The following is an 18,097-nucleotide window of genomic DNA, read 5'->3' on the forward strand; positions in this document are numbered from 1 at the left end:
TTTACAGGCGGAAAAATCGCGCTGCATCTCCTTGACTTAAATTAAGTGCTTTAGCCACATCTTGGCTAATGACGAGAGTATGTTTTGCATGATTGTAATGTGCGTCTTTGGTAAATGTTGCTCTAAAGCCACTTACGCCTTGATTACATACAGCCAGCGTATCAGAGCTATTTTGTGATATGTGATCAAGCTCACCAATCGTAACAGGGCAAACTTGAGAGTCGCGAATGCTGCGAATATTACCAAGCTTTGCTTCAACCGTTGGGCCTGCATCAAATAAGTCAACGTAGCCTCTGTGCTCAAAACCTTCTTTTTCTAATAATTTTAGCGCAGGTTTCGTTTTTTCATGCACATGCCCAATCACTGCTTGGGCTTTTTTACTAAGCAAGTTCACATAAATAGGGTATTTAGGCATTAACTCGCTAATAAACACCTTATCGCCTAAGCCAACTAAGTGATCCGCTTGTGGAAATTCGATACTAAAAAAGTGCTCTTGTAGCCATTGCCAAAAAGGAGAATGACCGTCTTCGTCGCTAACACCGCGCATTTCTGCGATAACAGTATCGGCAAAACGCTCGCTGTGCTGAGCCATAAACAAAAAGCGTGAACGAGATAAAAATCGACCCGTTAGGCCTTTACGGCTATTTTCGCGCAAAAATAATGTACATATTTCTGAGCAACCAGTGTAGTCGTTACACATGCTTAAAATATCAACGGTGTTATATACATTTAAAGTAGGCGAGTGGTGTACTGTTTTACCCAAATGATAATGATATAAAGGCACCGATAAACCTACTGCGGCTTCTATAGCGGTTGTGCCAATAACGTCACCTGTTTCACTGTCTTCTAAAACAAATAAATAGCTTTCATCAAGTGGCTGGTTAATGTTTTTGGCAAAGCTTTTTTCAGCACGTTCAATTTTTTCTTTAAGCTGTGTATCGTCCACAGGTAAAGAGGTAAACCCATGACCGGATTCAATCGCTATTTGTTTAAGCGCGTCAAAATCATTGGCAGTAATAGGACGTAATACTTGCATTTATTGCTTGCTCCAATAGCACGCCAGTAGGCGTGCTAATTTAAACTATATTAACCGTTTACTACGTCGCTAACGGCTTTTTCAAAGCGCGCTAAGCCTTCTTTAATATCTTCAAACGGAATAATTAAAGACGGTGTAAAACGAATTACATTTATACCCGCTACAAGATTCATCAAACCATTATTAGCACTGGCTACTAAAAAGTCGCGTGCGCGGCCTTCAAATTTGTCATTTAGTACTGCGCCAATTAATAAGCCTTTACCACGTACTTCGCTAAATACGTTGTATTTTTCGTTAATTGCGTTTAATCCGTCACGGAATAATTGCTCGCGCTTTTTAACACCGTTTAGTACGTCTGGTGTATTTACTGTATCAAATGCCGCTTCGGCCACAGCACAAGCAAGTGCGTTTCCGCCATAAGTAGAGCCGTGAGTACCAATTTTTAAATGCTCAGCAATAGGTGTACGAGTGATCATAGCGCCAATAGGAAAACCACCACCCAATGCTTTTGCCGTTGTTAAAATGTCAGGAACAACCCCTAAACCTTCATAAGCGTATAAATCGCCTGTGCGACCAACCCCCGTTTGTACTTCATCAAAAATAAGTAACGCATTATGTTTAGTACAAAGTTCACGTACTTTTTTAGCAAATTCATCTGTTGGTGAAATAATACCGCCTTCACCTTGTAATGGTTCCATCATAACAGCACATGTTTTATCGGTGATCAGCGCTTCAAATGCCGCTATATCGTTAAAATCACAATGTACTATGTCAGCTGGTTTTGGACCAAAGCCATCTGAATAAGCCGCTTGCCCGCCCACAGTTACTGTAAAGAATGTGCGACCATGAAAACCTTTATTAAATGCAATAATTTGCGTTTTTTCAGCGCCATATACGTCCAATGCATAACGACGAGCTAATTTAAGCGCGGCTTCGTTTGCTTCTGCGCCTGAATTTGCAAAGTAAACTTTATCAGCAAATGTTGCTTCAACTATTTTTTGAGCTAAACGAAGTGCTGGCTCATTGGTCATAACATTTGATAAATGCCAAATTTTTTCGCCTTGCTCTTTTAATGCTTTAACTAATGCAGGATGACAGTGACCCAAACAGTTAACGGCAATACCACCTGCAAAATCAATGAACTCATTATTATTTTGATCCCAAACGCGTGAACCTTCACCACGAACTGGGATAATTGCTGATGGGTTATAGTTTGGTACCATTACGTCGTTAAATAAGTCTCTTGTTACTTGCATTTTTACACCTAAATTTAATGGGCTTAGATAAAAGATTAGTTGCTAACTCAAAGAAGAATATAGCCTTTATTCTTCAGCAAACACGTTATTATTTCTGTTAGGTGCCATTATCGAAGGTTAGCAGTGAAAATTGCAGTGCTATTTTGTGAAAAATGATTAAAATAAAAGTCAAAATAACGAAGAAAATTACCATTATGATAACTCCACAAGATGAAAAGCTACTTTCTGTACTAAAAACAAATGCAAGAGCGAGTATTTCTGATCTTGCACGAATGCTTGACTTGTCTCGTTCAACAGTACAGAGCCGAATGCTCAAATTAGAAGAAACCGGTGTAATTAAAGGCTATAGCGTTGATTACGGTGACGACTACCTCAGTAAAATGGTATCAGCTCATGTGTCTATAAAAGTAAGACAAAAATTAACGACTAAAACAAACATTGAGCTTAAGCAAATTGATGCAATTTCACAGCTATATGCCATAAGTGGTGAGTTTGATTTAATTGCGGTGGTCCAAGCTCAAAATTTAGAACAGCTTAGTCATTTGTTGGACGACATAGGAAATCTTGATGGGGTGGAGCGCACAACATCTTCTGTAATTTTAGAAACTAAATTTAAGCGCTAGAGTCAGTGAGTTTTTTGTTTTTAGTCGTTAAGTGAAGACTCGGTATACCTTAGGTTAATAACAAAAGGCTAGGATCTGTTGAATCTTCAAGGTTAAATTAACAGCCGTCAAAAGGTTCTACCTAGGCGCTATTTTCTCTTGGTTGCCTTCATGGACGTAGGGTAGGGGCGTGAGCAGGGCGCGGAAGCTTTGCTCGGTTTTTACTTATTTTTACATGGATGTAAGCAATTAGAATAACGCAGGTGCAGTTATCGAGCACACTAGGTCATAAATCTTGCGCCGCAATTAAATAGCACCTAGTGTGAACAAATTTTTATCCGCAAAGATAAACAGACCCTAGATATAAATGCATTAATTTAAATATTTAAGCGTGCTTTTTGTAAGTTAATAGCAATAAATCATAGATTTAAATATTGAAGCCATTGATAAGGTACAAAATTTTGTAAAAAAATTTATGCTTTTTTTAATATGCGTGACTATACTTATTTTAATTTGTACATTATTTAGCAATGGATTATGCCCGCATATCTTTTCACTTTTTTGTTAGGTTTAACTGAGCCTCTCCAGTTTGGGACAAACTTACCTACCACAGCACCTAATAATGCAGTCAACCAAGTCGAGTGTATTTTATTTGAAATGGGAGCCCCTTTTCAGCTACAAACCTTGCCATGGTTACGTGCACGTCGAGAAGTAAAGTTAGAGCGCTTAGATGGATATTTCACAACCCATTTAATGCCTGAAATGAAAGCTTATGGACGTATATCATCCCCCATCTTTTTAGAAAGCTGGTACTGGTTTACTCACCCAGAGAGCATTAATAAACCAAAAAATAAAATGCGTTATGGTGCAGTAAGAGGAAGTTATCAAGCAAATTGGTTTAAAACTCAGAATATTATTGCTGAGGTAGAAGTAAATTCATTAGAAGAAATAGTAAATGTAATGCACCATAAACGGATTGATAGAATCCTACTTGATTTAGACGATTTTGAATTAGCAGCCTCTAAGCTCGGGATTAATAAAGACGGGTACCAAAAAGAATTTTTTAGATATGTACCTTTGGGATTATTTGCTTCGCATTCACTTATCAAACGCCTTCCTGAATTTATGCAGCAGTTCGATGAAAATATAAATACTTGTGCGCAAGCTCCATTTTCACTATCAAAAAGTGAAGAAAAGCAAATACTTGATAGGCTCTACAGTAGCGCTAAAACCTTATTAAACTTACCTAGTTTAGTCGAAGAAGTTCAAATAAGTAATGAGTCTCCTTTGAGTGAGCCTGAAATTAAGAAACGAGACCAGCTATGGATAAAAGAAAGTAAACACGTTGGGCATGCTGATGGGTTAACTATGCTTGATTTACCGTTATCTAAGGTATTTAAAAAATGGCAATCGCAATTTAAAGGTGTTGTTACTGAGCTTATATTGACTGACAGCCAAGGAAAAAATATAGCAATAAGTAAGTTAACCAGTGATTACTGGCAAGGAGATGAAAATAAGTTTACTAAAATATTTAAACAGTCAAAGGACTATAACTTTGATAGCGTTACATATGACGCATCAACACACCATTTTCAAGTACAGCTAAGTTTTCCTGTTTTAGATGATAATAATAGTCATATTGGAGTGTTGATTTTAGGTGTTGATGTAGAAAAAGCACTCCATTCGTCAAACGAGCAGAGTAACTAACTCGATACCTTTCATAAGTTAGCTAAGCTTTGGAACTTTTGCTTAGCTAACATTATATTATGGGTGTACTTTTTCTGAGGTCGGCTTTTTTCTTATAATTTCTTTTTTGGCTTCATCAAGCTTTATAAAATAAGCATTACCGCCAATACCTTTAAACTCTTCATCTGTAAATACAATAGTATTGTCATCAAAAAAAGTGACAGCCTCTTTTTGAGTTACTATTCCTAAGTCAATTTTTGATACATCGCCAGAAAAAAACTTATCACCCTCAAAATTTTCGAATAACCAAATACTGGTTGAATCAAGTAATATCAGCTTTTTACGATCAGGGCTTAAAGCAGCCGATGTTATCCAGCATAGCTTTTCTAAAGTGGTACATGTTTTAAATGAATCTATTAACTCGGCTTTAAAATTAGCGGCATGATCGCCCACTTTATAAACCTTAGTAATACCATCAAATGGTTCTGTGCGGTTTTTAGTAAATAAATATAAGTGACGTCCTAGAGCTACAAATGCCTCTAAATCAAAATTACGGTTATTAGGCTTTATAGGAGTGCCATCCATTTCGGGGTAGGTAAACTTAATTATTTCTGCTTGAGTCGTATCTGTTTTTATATCTATCGGGTTTTCTATTTTATAAATAGTGAGCCATCTACGATCGTTTTTGTTATTACCAAAATCGCCTAAAAAGAAGTGCCCAAATTTGTTTTGGGTCATGTCTTCCCAATCAATGTTTTTAGCGTTTTCAACTAAAATTTCTTTAGCAATAGAACCGTCTTTATTGAGTCTATATAGCTTTGGTTCGTTGCCTCCGTCGTTAATAGCCCATAAACGTTGCTGTTTATCAAATTCTATTCCTGATATTTCTTTTAATTTAGGATCAACTGAGATTTCTTTTTTACTGTATAGGGTATAAATTGAGGTACCAATAAATGCAGCTACAACTAAAAAAATGATGGTGGTAGTTATTAAAATGGTTTTTTTCAACATGAAATTAATGATATTTCAGAGTATTAGAATGATGTGTATTATCCATGATGAAGTAATATAAAAAAAGTAATTTAGGATTTTAAATTTTCTTCGGATATTTGCAGCTATAAATATTTATATATTGAACTAATGAGGTTTTTAATAGTTTGTTGGTTTGAATATTGCTCTGTATGTTAAGTATCATTTAAAGCGTATTGTATATAAGGTTAATGCACCTTTTTGGTGTAATTGAAATATTATTTGCACTGTAATAAAGCGTAAATAAAGTTTTGTTTAACTAATAACACGTTTAATGATTTTTAGATGGTTACCACATCGCCTTTTTGTTTAGTTGTATGGCCTGTGGCAAAGATTAAGTACCCTTTTTGGTTTAGTTGGAGCCTGCTATGTTGAATAAACGTTTTTTTAAAACAAAAGATGAAGCTGAAGTTACTTTTGAATTTTCTCATCCAGAGGCAGAAGAAGTTTGCTTATTAGGTGAATTTAATGATTGGCAACCAGTGCCAATGAAGCTTTATAAAAAACAAGGTGTGTTTAAATTTAAGCAACGCTTACCTATCGATCAACAATTTCACTTTCGTTATCTGATTAATGGAGACATTTGGGATAACGACCATCAAGCTGACGGTTATATCGGCAATACTTTTGGCACAGAAAACAGCATAGTAAATACTCAACGCACTAATTAAGGCGATTCAATGGATGCTCTTTCGCAGTTGTTTTACCTGCATGGTATTGGCTTTGAATTCACTAAGTATACAGGTGAACAGGTGTTTTTTAGCGAAGAAACGCGTAAACGTGCTTTGCAATGTTGTGGTGTTGATACAAATAATGAAGCAGGAATAGCTCAACTAACTTATGATTTAGATGCATCGCTTTGGCTGGATTTAGTACCTAGTGTGAGTTTAGTTGAGCAAAGTACATGTTTGTTAAAGCTTCGTATAGATGAACGTCAGCAATATTTAGCCGCTAATATTGATGTCCCTTCACTTGGAATGCACATAGCATTTGACAACCTTTATAACTTGGCCGTCACTGGTGAATATTACTTGCATGGCGTTCGCTATATTGAGTTGGCACTACCCATTGATAATATGCCAATTGGCTATCATGACGCTAATGTTCAGGTAGGTGAGCAACACGCTATTACACAAATTTGGTGCGTGCCTGAGCAAGTCTATCAAGTGGAAGACACAAAGCGCACGGGATTATCTATTCAGCTTTACACATTAAAAAATAGAGCGAATTTGGGTATTGGCGACTTTGACGATTTATTAGCGCTTACAAAACTATGCAGCTCCCAAAACATGGATTACATATTACTTAATCCACTGCATTTGCTATTCGCTGATATGCCAGAGCGAGCCAGTCCTTATAGCCCTAATAGTCGCGCTTTATTAAATCCTCTTTATATTTCTATCGTACTAAGCGAAGACGCAATAAATAACGAAAACCTTGACGCCATTATGCAGCAAGATGATGTCGCTGCACTTATTAAAAGTAATGATCAGTTTATAGATTATGAAAATGTAAGTCGTATAAAGTATGCGTTATTTGAAGCGCTTTATAATCAGTTTGAATTAACGGCAAATGATGAGCGTCGCCAAGCGTTTACTGATTTTTGTAATACTCATTCTACTACGTTAAATACCCTCGAATCAGATAACCTAACATTTGCTTATTACCTGCAATGGCAAGCGCATATGCAACTGGCACTGTGTCAAAAAAGTTGCGCAGAGAGAGGCATGGCTATTGGCTTAATAAACGACTTAGCTGTTGGTTGTGCTGGCGATGGGGCTGAATTTAAAAATCAACAATCGTTGTTTAGCCAAGGTGCAAGTGTAGGCGCTCCACCCGATCCATGGGCTGAAGCAGGTCAAAATTGGGGCCTCCCAGCCCTCAATCCCCAAAGCCTTAGTAATAATCACTACCAATTTTATCGCTCGCTCATTCGCGCAAACATGCAAAACGTAGGTGGGCTTCGAATTGACCACGTAATGGCTATTAGGCGCCTATGGTGGTGCTTTGAAAGCAATGGCGAACAAGACGGCTGTTATGTTTATTATCCGTTTGAGCATTTACTTGCCATTTTAAAAATTGAATCGCATATTAATCAGAGTATTGTTATTGGTGAAGATTTAGGCATCGTACCGCCAGAGGTTAGGGAAGCTTTGGCATCTAGCGGTATTTTTTCCAACAGCTTATTCTATTTTGAAAAACAACACAGTGGAGAGTTTTTATCGGTAGATGAGCTAGCAACACATTGTTTGTTAATGATAGCCAATCACGATGTCCCTCCATTTACAGGCTGGTGGCAACATGATGATTTAGATATTAAGCAACAATATAAGCTTATAACTTGCAATGAATACGAGCAACTAAAGCAACAGCGAATAGAAGAGCAACAAAGGTTACTACGTTTTATTAATCACCATGGCAATACAACTGAGCTTTTATTACATAGTGAAGCAGTGACTGTTTATAGCGCACTTGCATTGTGTTTAGCAGGCTCTCAATCGCGTTTATTTGCAATACAAATAGATGACTTAGATGAGCAGAAGTATCCGGTTAATATCCCCGGGACAGATAAAGAATATCCTAATTGGCGACGTGTATTAACGCATACCAGTGAAGAAATTTTTACCAAAAATGCCTCACTTTTAGCTGCTATCGATTCAATAAGGAAAGGTTAAATGAGCAGTACAACTAATGAAAATAGTTACGATGCACAAGTACACGCATTAAATACAGGGCGATTTAAAGACCCATTTAGCTTTTTAGGGGCACATAAAACGAATGCCGAAGTTGAAATTCGTTTTTATCTACCTTGTGCAATAAGCGTAAGTGTTACATTAAATAATAAAACTATTAAGGCGCAGCGCTACCAACAAAGTGACTTATTTATAGCCAAAGTAGATGCTTTGCCCACTGCGCCATATGAATGCATTGCTCAGTACACAGATAGCAGCGTTACCTTTTATGATGAATACAGCTTTGAAAGCACACTTGATGCAGAGGCAATGTATTTATTTAACGAGGGCAGCCTTGAACATGCTTACTCGCATTTTGGTGCACATTTTAGTACTCAACAAAACGTAGACGGTGTGCGTTTTTGTGTATGGGCGCCTAATGCGGCAAGTGTCTCTATTATTGGTGAGTTTAACTTTTGGCAAGCGAATCGCCACTTTATGCGCTTTCATCCTGCAAGTGGTGTATGGGAGTTATTTGTACCAGGCCTTAAAGCTGACATGTGCTACAAATTTGCAATTACCGCGCAAAGTGGAGAGGTGCTCGAAAAAGCCGACCCCTATGCATTTAAAATGCAACAAGCACCTGGCACCGCAAGTGTACTGCAGTATAAATCAGAACCTATAAAGCTTGGCGAGCAGGCACTTCAAAACAGACAAAAGCGTAACCATATTGATGCACCAATTAGTATTTACGAAGTGCATTTAGGCTCATGGCAACGCGCTGAAAACAACCGCTATTTAAGTTACACAGAGCTTGCCGACAAACTCGTTAGCTACGCTCTTGAAATGAATTTTACTCACCTGCAACTTATGCCAATAAGTGAATACCCGTTTGATGGTTCGTGGGGGTATCAGCCTGTTGGGTTATTTGCACCTACCAGCCGCTTTGGCGACTACAACAGCTTTAAATACTTCGTAGAGCAGTGCCATAAAGCTAATTTAGGTATTTTACTTGATTGGGTACCAGGGCATTTTCCAAGCGATCCGCATGGCTTACATCGATTTGATGGCACCCATTTATATGAGCATGCTGATAAACGCCAAGGGTTTCATCCTGATTGGAATACATACATTTATAACTACGACCGTCCTGAAGTTAAAAGCTTTTTAATATCAAATGCTATGTATTGGCTACATCAATTTGGTTTAGATGGCCTGCGTGTAGATGCCGTAGCTTCTATGTTGTATTTAGATTACAGCCGAAAAGAAGGCGAGTGGGTTGCTAATTGTTACGGCGGGCGTGAAAACTTAGGTGCAATTGAGTGCCTAAAGCAAGTCAATATGCGCAGCTATAAAAACAACCCAGGCATTATGATGGTGGCTGAGGAGTCAACAGCATGGCCGGGTGTCACCCAAAGTGTTGAGCACAACGGTTTAGGCTTTGGTTATAAGTGGAATATGGGTTGGATGAACGATAGTTTGCATTACATGCAGCACGACCCGCTTTATCGTCAGCATCATCATCACGAAATGACTTTTTCGATGGTATACGCGTTTAGCGAAAACTATATATTGCCATTAAGCCACGATGAGGTAGTACATGGTAAAGGCTCGTTAATTGAAAAAATGCCAGGCGATGATTGGCAGAAATTTGCAAATTTACGCGCTTACTACGCATTTATGTGGGCACACCCGGGTAAAAAACTCTTATTTATGGGTGGTGAAATTGCACAGCGAAAAGAGTGGGGACACGATCATTCTATCGATTGGCATTTACTTGAGCACCAAAGCCATAATGGTATAAAGCAAACGGTAAAAACACTAAATACGGTTTATAAAAACCAACCTGCGTTGTATGAGCTAGATTCGAGCGCGGCTGGTTTTACCTGGATAGATAACAATAATAATCAGCAGAGCATTTTAAGCTTTGTTCGCTATGCTAAAAACGCAAAAAACTTTGTGGTTGTTATTGCTAATTTTACCCCCGCGTCCTATGAAAACTACGTTATTGGCGTACCGAGTAAAGGGCGTTATAAAGTTGTTTTAAATACAGACGATACTCAGTTTTTTGGCTCTGGCGTTGAGGTAACTAAAGATTCATCGCAGATAGTTCAAGCAATAAACGAATCAAATCATGGTTTTAAACACAGTATTTCAATTGCCATTGGTGGCTTAACTACTATTTATTTACAAAAGGTTGATGATGAGTAACCGATTTGATGTAGCACCCGGTAATGTAGAACCACTTGGCTCTAGTGTTATTGATAATGGGGTCAACTTCGCGCTTTATGCGCCTGGGGCGAGCCAAGCTTATGTATGCCTGTTTGATAAAAGTGGCCATTCAGAAATACTAAAAATGGCGATGAATATCAACGAAGGGGGTATTTGGAGTATTCATATTTCGCCATTAAACGCCGGTGCGCTTTATGGTTTTAGAGTTGAGGGTGAATATAACCCTAAAAATGGTCAACTGTTTAACGAAAATAAGCTGCTGATAGACCCATATGCAAAAGACTTGTTTGGTGAGTTTACTTGGAGTGAACGCCATTACGGGCAAATGCCAATCGGTACTAAAAGCACTGTAAATAATGCGATTGATATACCTAAATCAAAAGTAGCGGCTCCTACGTTGTACGCGCATAAAAAGCCTAATCACCGTTGGTCAAACACGGTTATTTACGAGTGCCATGTGAAAGGTACAACGTGTCGTCATCCTAAAATTCCCAAATCTCTACAAGGGAAGTTTTTAGGGTTAAGCCACCCAAGCTTTATTGAACACTTACAAAGCTTTGGTGTTACAGCCGTTGAGCTTTTGCCTGTTCATTCTTTTATTAGTGAGCAATTTTTAACAGGGAAAGGTTTGCAAAACTACTGGGGTTACAACACGCTTAACTTTTTTACGCCCCATAAAGACTATTTAGTAAACGACGATATAAACGAGTTTAAGCAAATGGTGCAAGAGCTCCATGCTGCAGACATAGAAGTCATATTAGATGTTGTTTACAACCATACAGCTGAAGCAGGGGCGGATGGCCCTATACTATCGCTTAGAGGCTTTGATAACTTAGCCTATTACCGCACAGTAGATGGCCAGCCTGACGTATATATAAACGATACCGGCTGTGGTAATACCATAAATATTGATCATCCTAAAACACTGCAACTTGTACTTGATAGCCTTCGTTATTGGGTTGAAGTAATGGGAGTTGATGGTTTTAGGTTTGATTTAGCGACCATTTTAGGTCGCTCAAAAGCAGGCTTTAGCTCCGCACATACTTTTTTACAAGTAGTTGCCCAAGACCCTGTGCTTAACAAAGTTAAGTTAATAAGTGAGCCTTGGGATATAGGCCCAGGTGGTTATCAGCTTGGTGCATTTCCGCCGCCATGGCGAGAATGGAACGATCAATACCGCGATGTAATTAGACGTTTTTGGCAAAGTGAAACAGGCATTATTGCAAGCGTTGCAAAACGTTTGCATGGATCGTTTGATATTTTTGAGCACAGCCAACGTGGGCCGCTCAATAGTATTAATTTTATAACGAGTCATGATGGTTTTACCCTTGCTGATTTAGTGAGTTATGAGCATAAACATAACGAAGCTAATGGCGAGCAAAATCGAGATGGGCACAGTGCAAATCATTCGTTTAACTGTGGGGTAGAAGGTTTTACCAGCGACTCTAAAATAAACGCACTGCGCTTACAGCAACAAAAGAACTTTTTACTTACTTTAATTCTCTCAAAAGGTGTTCCCATGATTGCCGCTGGCAGCGAAATGGCGCACTCGCAAGGGGGGAATAACAATGCTTATTGCCAAAATAATCGCACTAGTTGGCTTGCCTGGAAAGATTCTCAACTTAATCATTCGCTAACACGATTTATTGATGATGCATTAAAAATTAGACGTGCGCACAGTGTGTTTAAACACAGTGTATTTTTAGATGATATAGACGAGCGTTTTACCGTTAAGTGGTTTACCGAACAAGGTAAAACCATGACTGATGCTCACTGGCATGAAGATACCAGGCAGTTTTTAATGTACAGCTTACTTGATAAGCAAAACAATCATGCATTGCTGATTGTATTTAATGCCAGTGAAAAAACAATTTTTTGTCAAATGCCCCCATCGCCAATTAATGCGCCGTGGCAAATGATTCTATCAAGTGTACATAATGCATCTGTGAGCAGTAATGAAGATGCGATGGTTGAAATTTCAGCACAAAGTAGTTGGGTTTTTAGTGCCAATTTAGAGGATGTTAGTCATGGTTAAACAAAGTGATCAAGTGTGTGTAGTAAAGGGCTGGCAAGAAGGTCCCGTTATTGATGAAAGTACGCTTAAAGATGACTTAACACGGCATTTTTATTATACCCTCGGCCGAGATAAAGTGGGTGAATCGCAGCATTATTTGTATCACGCATTAGCGCTTACTATTCGCGACAGACTTGTGGCTCGCTGCAGAGAAACGAATCAACAAATTAAGCAAGAGAAACGCCGCAAGACGGCTTACCTTTCTCTTGAGTTTTTGATGGGGCGTGCGCTAGGTAATGCTGTTTTAAATCTAGATTTAGATGAACAAGTAAGCTCAGCACTACAAGAGTACTGCACAACAATAGAAACAATTGAAGACGCCGAGCACGACGCTGGCCTAGGAAATGGTGGGCTAGGGCGCCTTGCAGCCTGCTTTTTAGATAGCTGTGCTAGTTTAGCGTTGCCTGTTATTGGCTATGGCCTACGATACGAATACGGCATGTTTAATCAATCGATTAAAGATGGTAACCAAATTGAGCAACCAGATAACTGGCTACGTGAAGGACATCCATGGGAGCTAAGCGCACCAGAGCATGCAAAACGTGTGAAGTTTGGTGGCTATGTGCAAAGTTACACAGATAAATTTGGCAGAGAGCACCGTCAATGGATGGGCTCACAAGATGTATTAGCTGTACCGTACGATGTACCTGTCCCTGGTTATAAAAACAATATCGTAAATACACTACGTCTGTGGAAATCAGAGGCAACAGATGAATTTAATTTAACCGAATTTAATGCGGGCAGTTATTCAGAAGCCGTCGCACAAAAAAATCTAGCCGAACAAATCACCATGGTGCTGTATCCAAATGACAGCAGCGAAAATGGTAAGGAGCTTAGGTTACGCCAACAATACTTTTTATCATCGGCGAGTATTCAAGACGTAGTAGACCAATGGGTTTCCCAACATGGCGAGAGTTTTAGTGACTTTGCTGATTTTCATGTTTTTCAGTTAAACGACACGCATCCAAGTATTGCTGTTGCAGAGCTAATGCGTATTTTAATTGATGATTACGAATTAAATTGGAACGATGCGTGGCAAATCACAACTAAAACCATGGCCTATACAAATCATACGCTACTTCCTGAAGCGCTTGAAAAATGGTCTGTTTCGTTGTTTTCAAAATTATTACCACGCATTTTAGAAATAGTTTACGAGATAAATGCACGCTTTTTAGCACAAGTGGCACAGCAGTGGCCGGGAGATGTTGAAAAGCAACGTGCATTGTCACTGATTGAAGAGGGTGATGAGCCGCAAATTCGTATGGCTTATTTAGCTATTGTAGGTAGTTACTCTGTAAATGGCGTAGCAGCACTTCATACCGAACTGTTAAAAGCGGGATTATTTAAAGAATTTTATGCACTGTGGCCAGATAAGTTTAATAACAAAACAAATGGTGTAACGCCTCGTCGATGGCTTGCGCATTGTAATCCAGTATTAAGTGAATTAATTGGTGAAAAAATTGGCCATGATTGGGTTAAAAACTTTTCAAAAATTAGTGACCTACGTCGTTTTTATGACGACAAGGCATTTCATGAGCAGTGGCAAAATGCTAAACGTGAAAACAAACAACGTTTAGTTGATTTAGTTAAGGCGCGCTGCGATATCGATTTTGATGTATCAATGATGTTTGACGTACAAGTAAAACGTATCCACGAATACAAACGTCAGCTATTAAACATACTTCATGTGATTCATTTATATGACCGTATTCGCCGTGGGGATACCCAAGAACTTGTTCCTCGTTGTGTTCTATTAGGTGGTAAAGCAGCGCCGGGTTATTACATGGCTAAAAAAATTATTAAGCTTATTAATAACGTGGCAGAGGTTATAAATAAAGACCCTCAAGCTGCGCCATATTTACGCGTCGCATTTTTACCTAATTACAACGTAACCGCAATGGAAGTTATTTGTCCTGCAACCGATCTCTCAGAGCAAGTATCTACCGCAGGTAAAGAAGCGTCTGGTACTGGCAACATGAAATTTATGATGAATGGTGCATTGACAATAGGCACGCTGGATGGCGCAAACATTGAAATTAGAGATGCTGTTGGTGCTGATAACTTCTTTTTGTTTGGCGCACAAGCGCACGAAATTGACGATATTAAATCACGTTATAATCCAGAGCATTTAATATCGCAAAATAGCGATTTAAAGAATGTGATGCAATTACTCGAGAGCGGACATTTTAATTTATTTGAACCATGCTTATTTGACGACATAACAAATGCAATTAAGAGCCCGCACGATCCATGGCTTGTTGCTCACGATTTTGAAAGTTATGTAGCAGCTCAAAAAGAAGTTGATAAAGCTTACGCAGATCAGACCTACTGGACACAAATGAGTATTTTAAATACAGCAGCCAGTGGTATGTTTTCAAGTGACAGAACCATAAGCCAATACAGTGAAGATATTTGGCATTTAGAACCCCTCAATATTAGTGAAACAGACTTAACGACAACTAAAAGCCATGCCACTAACAGCCTAGACTAAATGGAGAGAGTATTATGCCTAATTATGCAAATCGCTACATAAGTAGCCTAACCAGAGAAACTTACGCGTTAATACTGGCAGGCGGTCGCGGTTCTCGCCTGCATGAGTTAACCGATTGGCGAGCAAAGCCAGCAGTTTACTTTGGTGGTAAACATCGAATTATCGATTTTCCACTATCAAACTGCATTAACTCGGGTGTGAGACGTGTTGGTATTGCTACACAATATAAATCACATTCATTAATACGCCATGTAAACCGCGCATGGGGGCACTTTAAAAAAGAGCTAGGAGAGTCGGTTGAAATACTACCTGCATCTCAGCGCCAAGGTGATGATTGGTATTGTGGAACCGCAGATGCTGTTTTTCAAAACATAGATATTATTCGTCACGAGCTTCCTAAATATGTGATGATTTTGTCTGGAGATCATGTGTACCGTATGGACTATGGTGCTTTATTGGCTGAACATGTGCAAAAAGGCGCAGATATGACTGTGTGTTGTATTGAAGTTCCAGTAGAGGAAGCCGCAGACACGTTTGGTGTAATGACCGTTGATGAAGAAAATAGAGTGTGTCGTTTTGATGAAAAACCAGCAATGCCTAGCTCCGTACCCGGCAAGCCAGGTACATGTTTAGCATCAATGGGGAACTACATTTTCAATACAGAATTTTTATTTGAGCAACTTAAAAAAGATTCTGAAAATGAAGGCTCTGGACGCGATTTTGGTCACGATATTATTCCAGCGATTATAGAAGAGCACAATGTATTTGCTTTCCCATTTAGAGATCCAAACCAAGAAGGGCAACCTTATTGGCGCGATGTAGGTACGCTTGACTCGTTCTGGGAAGCTAATATGGAATTGGTAATGCCAGAACCACAACTTGATTTATACGATCCAACGTGGCCAATTTGGACTTATCAAGAGCAACTACCACCTGCTAAATTTATTTTTGATGATGAGGATAGACGTGGTATGGCTTTAGACTCAACAGTCTCGGGTGGGTGTATTATTTCGGGCTCTGCGGTTAGAAAATCCCTGTTGTTTTCTAACGTTCACGTTCGCTCATTTTGTACCATTGAGCAGTCGGTTATTTTACCCGGTGCGGTTATAAACCGAGGTTGTAAAATTAAACGCGCAATAATAGATAGAAGCTGTGAAATACCGGCAGGTCTTGAAATCGGTTTTGACAAAAAAACAGATGAAGAAAACGGCTTTAGGGTATCTAAAAAAGGTATCGTTCTTGTTACACGTGATATGCTCACTGAGCTTGCAAAAAAGTTAGAACGCCAAGCGCGAGAAAATAAAAAGCTAGCGTAACAACAAGTTAGATAAGCACGACAACATAGCTTGCTCATTTGTGAGCAAGCTCACACAGGTTTAAAGGAAATAATAAATTAATGCATGTATTAATGGTTGCAGCAGAAAATGACGCGTTACCAGGCGCAAAAGTAGGCGGTGTGGCAGATGTAGTACGCGATGCACCTAAGGCTCTCGCAAAGCAAGGTATAACGGTTGATGTTGTTATTCCTGACTACGGGTTTGAGCCGCTTGAGCGTATTTATGTAGGTGAAGTAACTGTTGCATTTAATGCTCAACCCCATGTATTAACCATTTTTAAAGTACAACAAGCCGAAAATAATGTAAGCCAAATTGTTATTAGCCACCCGTTATTTAGTGAATCAGGCAGTGTATATTGTAATGATGCACCGGGGAGGCCTTTTGCAACTGATGCGACTAAATTTGCTCTATTTAACGCAGCCGTCTGCGAAGCGTTATTAGAAGGTGTATTAAAGCGCCCTACAGCGCTGCATTTACATGATTGGCACAGTGCCTGCGTTGCAGTTTTACTTAAGTTTGAGCCACGTTATAGCTCACTTAATACCTTACCTATTGCCTTCACAGTGCATAATATTGCACTGCAAGGGATAAGGCCTTTCAAACATGATGATTCAAGCTTAGAGGCGTGGTTTCCATCACTTAGTTATAATGGCCAGCAATTATGCGACCCGCGTTACCCTCATTGTTTTAATCCTATGCGCAGTGCAATAAATCTATGCGATAAAATACATGTTGTATCGCCAACTTACAGCCAAGAGGTTCTTGAACCTAGCAATTACGAACATGGTTTTTTTGGTGGCGAAGGGCTTGAGCAAGATCTGCAAAATGCAGCAAGCCAAGGCAAGCTTGTTGGTATTTTAAATGGCTGCGAATATCCAATCAATGCACTTGAAGGAGCAACTCTCGCTGATTTTTATAGCCAAGCAGAGAGCACTTTATTTACTTGGATGGCAAATAGCGAGCAGTTACAAAGTGGCTATTATATTGCCCACCAACGACTACAGCAATTTAAAGCAACGGTTAATAACGGTCCATTAGTTACAAGCGTTGGCCGTCTTACTGAGCAAAAAGTGTTGTTATTGTGCCAGCAGGTTAATGGGGTTTTAGCTATTGATAAAGTGTGCCAATTAATTAGTGAACATAGCGGCAGACTTATTATTCTCGGCTCGGGTGACAAAGAGCTCGAAAGCATATTTACCAAAGCAATGGCGCGTAATTCCAATCTTTTATTTTTAAAGGGCTATGGTCAAGGTGTTGGCGATTTAATGTATCAATTTGGTGACTTATTTTTAATGCCAAGCTCGTTTGAACCGTGTGGTATTAGCCAAATGCTAGCAATGCGAGCGGGGCAACCGTGTTTAGTACACAGTGTTGGCGGATTAAAAGATACTGTTAAACACCACGAAAATGGTTTTAGCTTTAATGGAGACACGTTGGCAACGCAAACGCGTAATTTAATTAGCTGTTTAGCCGAAACTCTCTTAATTAAAAAGCAAAATCCTAAAAGATGGCATAAAATTAAGCACAGCGCAGAGCAAATGCGTTTTTCGTGGCCACAAGTGGCAACTGATTATATAACAACCTTATACCGGTAAAACGTTTGTGTACTTTAAAGTTTAGTGACAAATCTACCTGCTTAGGGTTTAATTACTTAGTATTATATAAAAGCTAAGAAGTAGGTA

12 protein-coding genes are annotated in these 18,097 nt (G+C 39.1%); 9 read left to right on the plus strand and 3 right to left on the minus strand.

Annotation, left to right across the window (positions count from 1 at the left end; genetic code table 11):
- Position 1: 1 nt before the first annotated feature.
- The gene (gene astA / locus QMA08_RS06730; RefSeq protein ID WP_024595454.1) at positions 2–1,036 is read right to left on the minus strand and encodes an arginine N-succinyltransferase; all 1,035 of its coding nucleotides are present in this window, start codon (positions 1,034–1,036) and stop codon (positions 2–4) included.
- Between the two features lie 50 nt (positions 1,037–1,086).
- Positions 1,087–2,292 (minus strand): aspartate aminotransferase family protein, encoded by a 1,206-nt coding sequence (locus QMA08_RS06735; protein ID WP_290174007.1) that lies wholly within the window; start codon positions 2,290–2,292, stop codon positions 1,087–1,089.
- A gap of 194 nt (positions 2,293–2,486) precedes the next feature.
- On the opposite strand from QMA08_RS06735, the gene QMA08_RS06740 reads away from it, so the two are divergent.
- Both QMA08_RS06740 and QMA08_RS06745 read left to right on the plus strand, forming a co-directional pair.
- Complete coding sequence (locus QMA08_RS06740; protein ID WP_002958609.1) at positions 2,487–2,915, plus strand: Lrp/AsnC family transcriptional regulator; 429 nt, start codon at positions 2,487–2,489, stop codon at positions 2,913–2,915.
- A gap of 516 nt (positions 2,916–3,431) precedes the next feature.
- Complete coding sequence (locus tag QMA08_RS06745) at positions 3,432–4,601, plus strand: cellulose-binding family II protein (protein ID WP_290174008.1); 1,170 nt, start codon at positions 3,432–3,434, stop codon at positions 4,599–4,601.
- Between the two features lie 57 nt (positions 4,602–4,658).
- On the opposite strand, the gene QMA08_RS06750 is transcribed toward QMA08_RS06745, so the two are convergent.
- The gene (locus QMA08_RS06750) at positions 4,659–5,591 is read right to left on the minus strand and encodes a hypothetical protein (protein ID WP_039487606.1); all 933 of its coding nucleotides are present in this window, start codon (positions 5,589–5,591) and stop codon (positions 4,659–4,661) included.
- A gap of 386 nt (positions 5,592–5,977) precedes the next feature.
- Between QMA08_RS06750 and QMA08_RS06755 the strand changes: the two genes are divergently transcribed.
- The 7 genes from QMA08_RS06755 to QMA08_RS06785 all read left to right on the plus strand — a co-directional run bounded on the left by QMA08_RS06755 (position 5,978) and on the right by QMA08_RS06785 (position 18,010).
- A complete protein-coding gene (locus tag QMA08_RS06755) occupies positions 5,978–6,280 on the plus strand; it encodes an isoamylase early set domain-containing protein (RefSeq protein ID WP_002958606.1) in 303 nt (100 codons plus the stop codon).
- Between the two features lie 9 nt (positions 6,281–6,289).
- A complete protein-coding gene (malQ, locus tag QMA08_RS06760) occupies positions 6,290–8,284 on the plus strand; it encodes a 4-alpha-glucanotransferase (protein WP_290174009.1) in 1,995 nt (664 codons plus the stop codon).
- Complete coding sequence (gene glgB / locus QMA08_RS06765) at positions 8,285–10,492, plus strand: 1,4-alpha-glucan branching protein GlgB (RefSeq protein WP_290174010.1); 2,208 nt, start codon at positions 8,285–8,287, stop codon at positions 10,490–10,492.
- A complete protein-coding gene (glgX, locus tag QMA08_RS06770) occupies positions 10,485–12,548 on the plus strand; it encodes a glycogen debranching protein GlgX (RefSeq protein WP_290174011.1) in 2,064 nt (687 codons plus the stop codon). The genes glgB and glgX overlap by 8 nt, the downstream gene beginning before the upstream one ends.
- Positions 12,541–15,078, plus strand: coding sequence for a glycogen/starch/alpha-glucan phosphorylase (locus QMA08_RS06775; RefSeq protein ID WP_290174012.1), 2,538 nt, complete (start codon positions 12,541–12,543; stop codon positions 15,076–15,078). The genes glgX and QMA08_RS06775 overlap by 8 nt, the downstream gene beginning before the upstream one ends.
- A 14-nt stretch (positions 15,079–15,092) precedes the next feature.
- Positions 15,093–16,394 (plus strand): glucose-1-phosphate adenylyltransferase, encoded by a 1,302-nt coding sequence (gene glgC, locus QMA08_RS06780; RefSeq protein ID WP_002958601.1) that lies wholly within the window; start codon positions 15,093–15,095, stop codon positions 16,392–16,394.
- 80 nt (positions 16,395–16,474) lie between these two features.
- Entirely contained in the window at positions 16,475–18,010 is a 1,536-nt protein-coding gene (locus QMA08_RS06785) for a glycogen/starch synthase (RefSeq protein ID WP_290174013.1), read from the plus strand.
- Positions 18,011–18,097: the final 87 nt, after the last annotated feature.

The organism is Pseudoalteromonas sp. APC 3355, from assembly GCF_030407615.1.
In the GTDB taxonomy this organism is placed as follows: Bacteria; Pseudomonadota; Gammaproteobacteria; order Enterobacterales; family Alteromonadaceae; genus Pseudoalteromonas; species Pseudoalteromonas distincta.

Bases quoted from the DNA above. Each gene is read 5' to 3' on its own strand.
- astA (WP_024595454.1), bottom strand. From the start codon at position 1,036: ATGCAAGTATTACGTCCTATTACTGCCAATGATTTTGACGCGCTTAAA.
- QMA08_RS06735 (WP_290174007.1), bottom strand. From the start codon at position 2,292: ATGCAAGTAACAAGAGACTTATTTAACGACGTAATGGTACCAAACTAT.
- QMA08_RS06740 (WP_002958609.1), top strand. From the start codon at position 2,487: ATGATAACTCCACAAGATGAAAAGCTACTTTCTGTACTAAAAACAAAT.
- QMA08_RS06745 (WP_290174008.1), top strand. From the start codon at position 3,432: ATGCCCGCATATCTTTTCACTTTTTTGTTAGGTTTAACTGAGCCTCTC.
- QMA08_RS06750 (WP_039487606.1), bottom strand. From the start codon at position 5,591: ATGTTGAAAAAAACCATTTTAATAACTACCACCATCATTTTTTTAGTT.
- QMA08_RS06755 (WP_002958606.1), top strand. From the start codon at position 5,978: ATGTTGAATAAACGTTTTTTTAAAACAAAAGATGAAGCTGAAGTTACT.
- malQ (WP_290174009.1), top strand. From the start codon at position 6,290: ATGGATGCTCTTTCGCAGTTGTTTTACCTGCATGGTATTGGCTTTGAA.
- glgB (WP_290174010.1), top strand. From the start codon at position 8,285: ATGAGCAGTACAACTAATGAAAATAGTTACGATGCACAAGTACACGCA.
- glgX (WP_290174011.1), top strand. From the start codon at position 10,485: ATGAGTAACCGATTTGATGTAGCACCCGGTAATGTAGAACCACTTGGC.
- QMA08_RS06775 (WP_290174012.1), top strand. From the start codon at position 12,541: ATGGTTAAACAAAGTGATCAAGTGTGTGTAGTAAAGGGCTGGCAAGAA.
- glgC (WP_002958601.1), top strand. From the start codon at position 15,093: ATGCCTAATTATGCAAATCGCTACATAAGTAGCCTAACCAGAGAAACT.
- QMA08_RS06785 (WP_290174013.1), top strand. From the start codon at position 16,475: ATGCATGTATTAATGGTTGCAGCAGAAAATGACGCGTTACCAGGCGCA.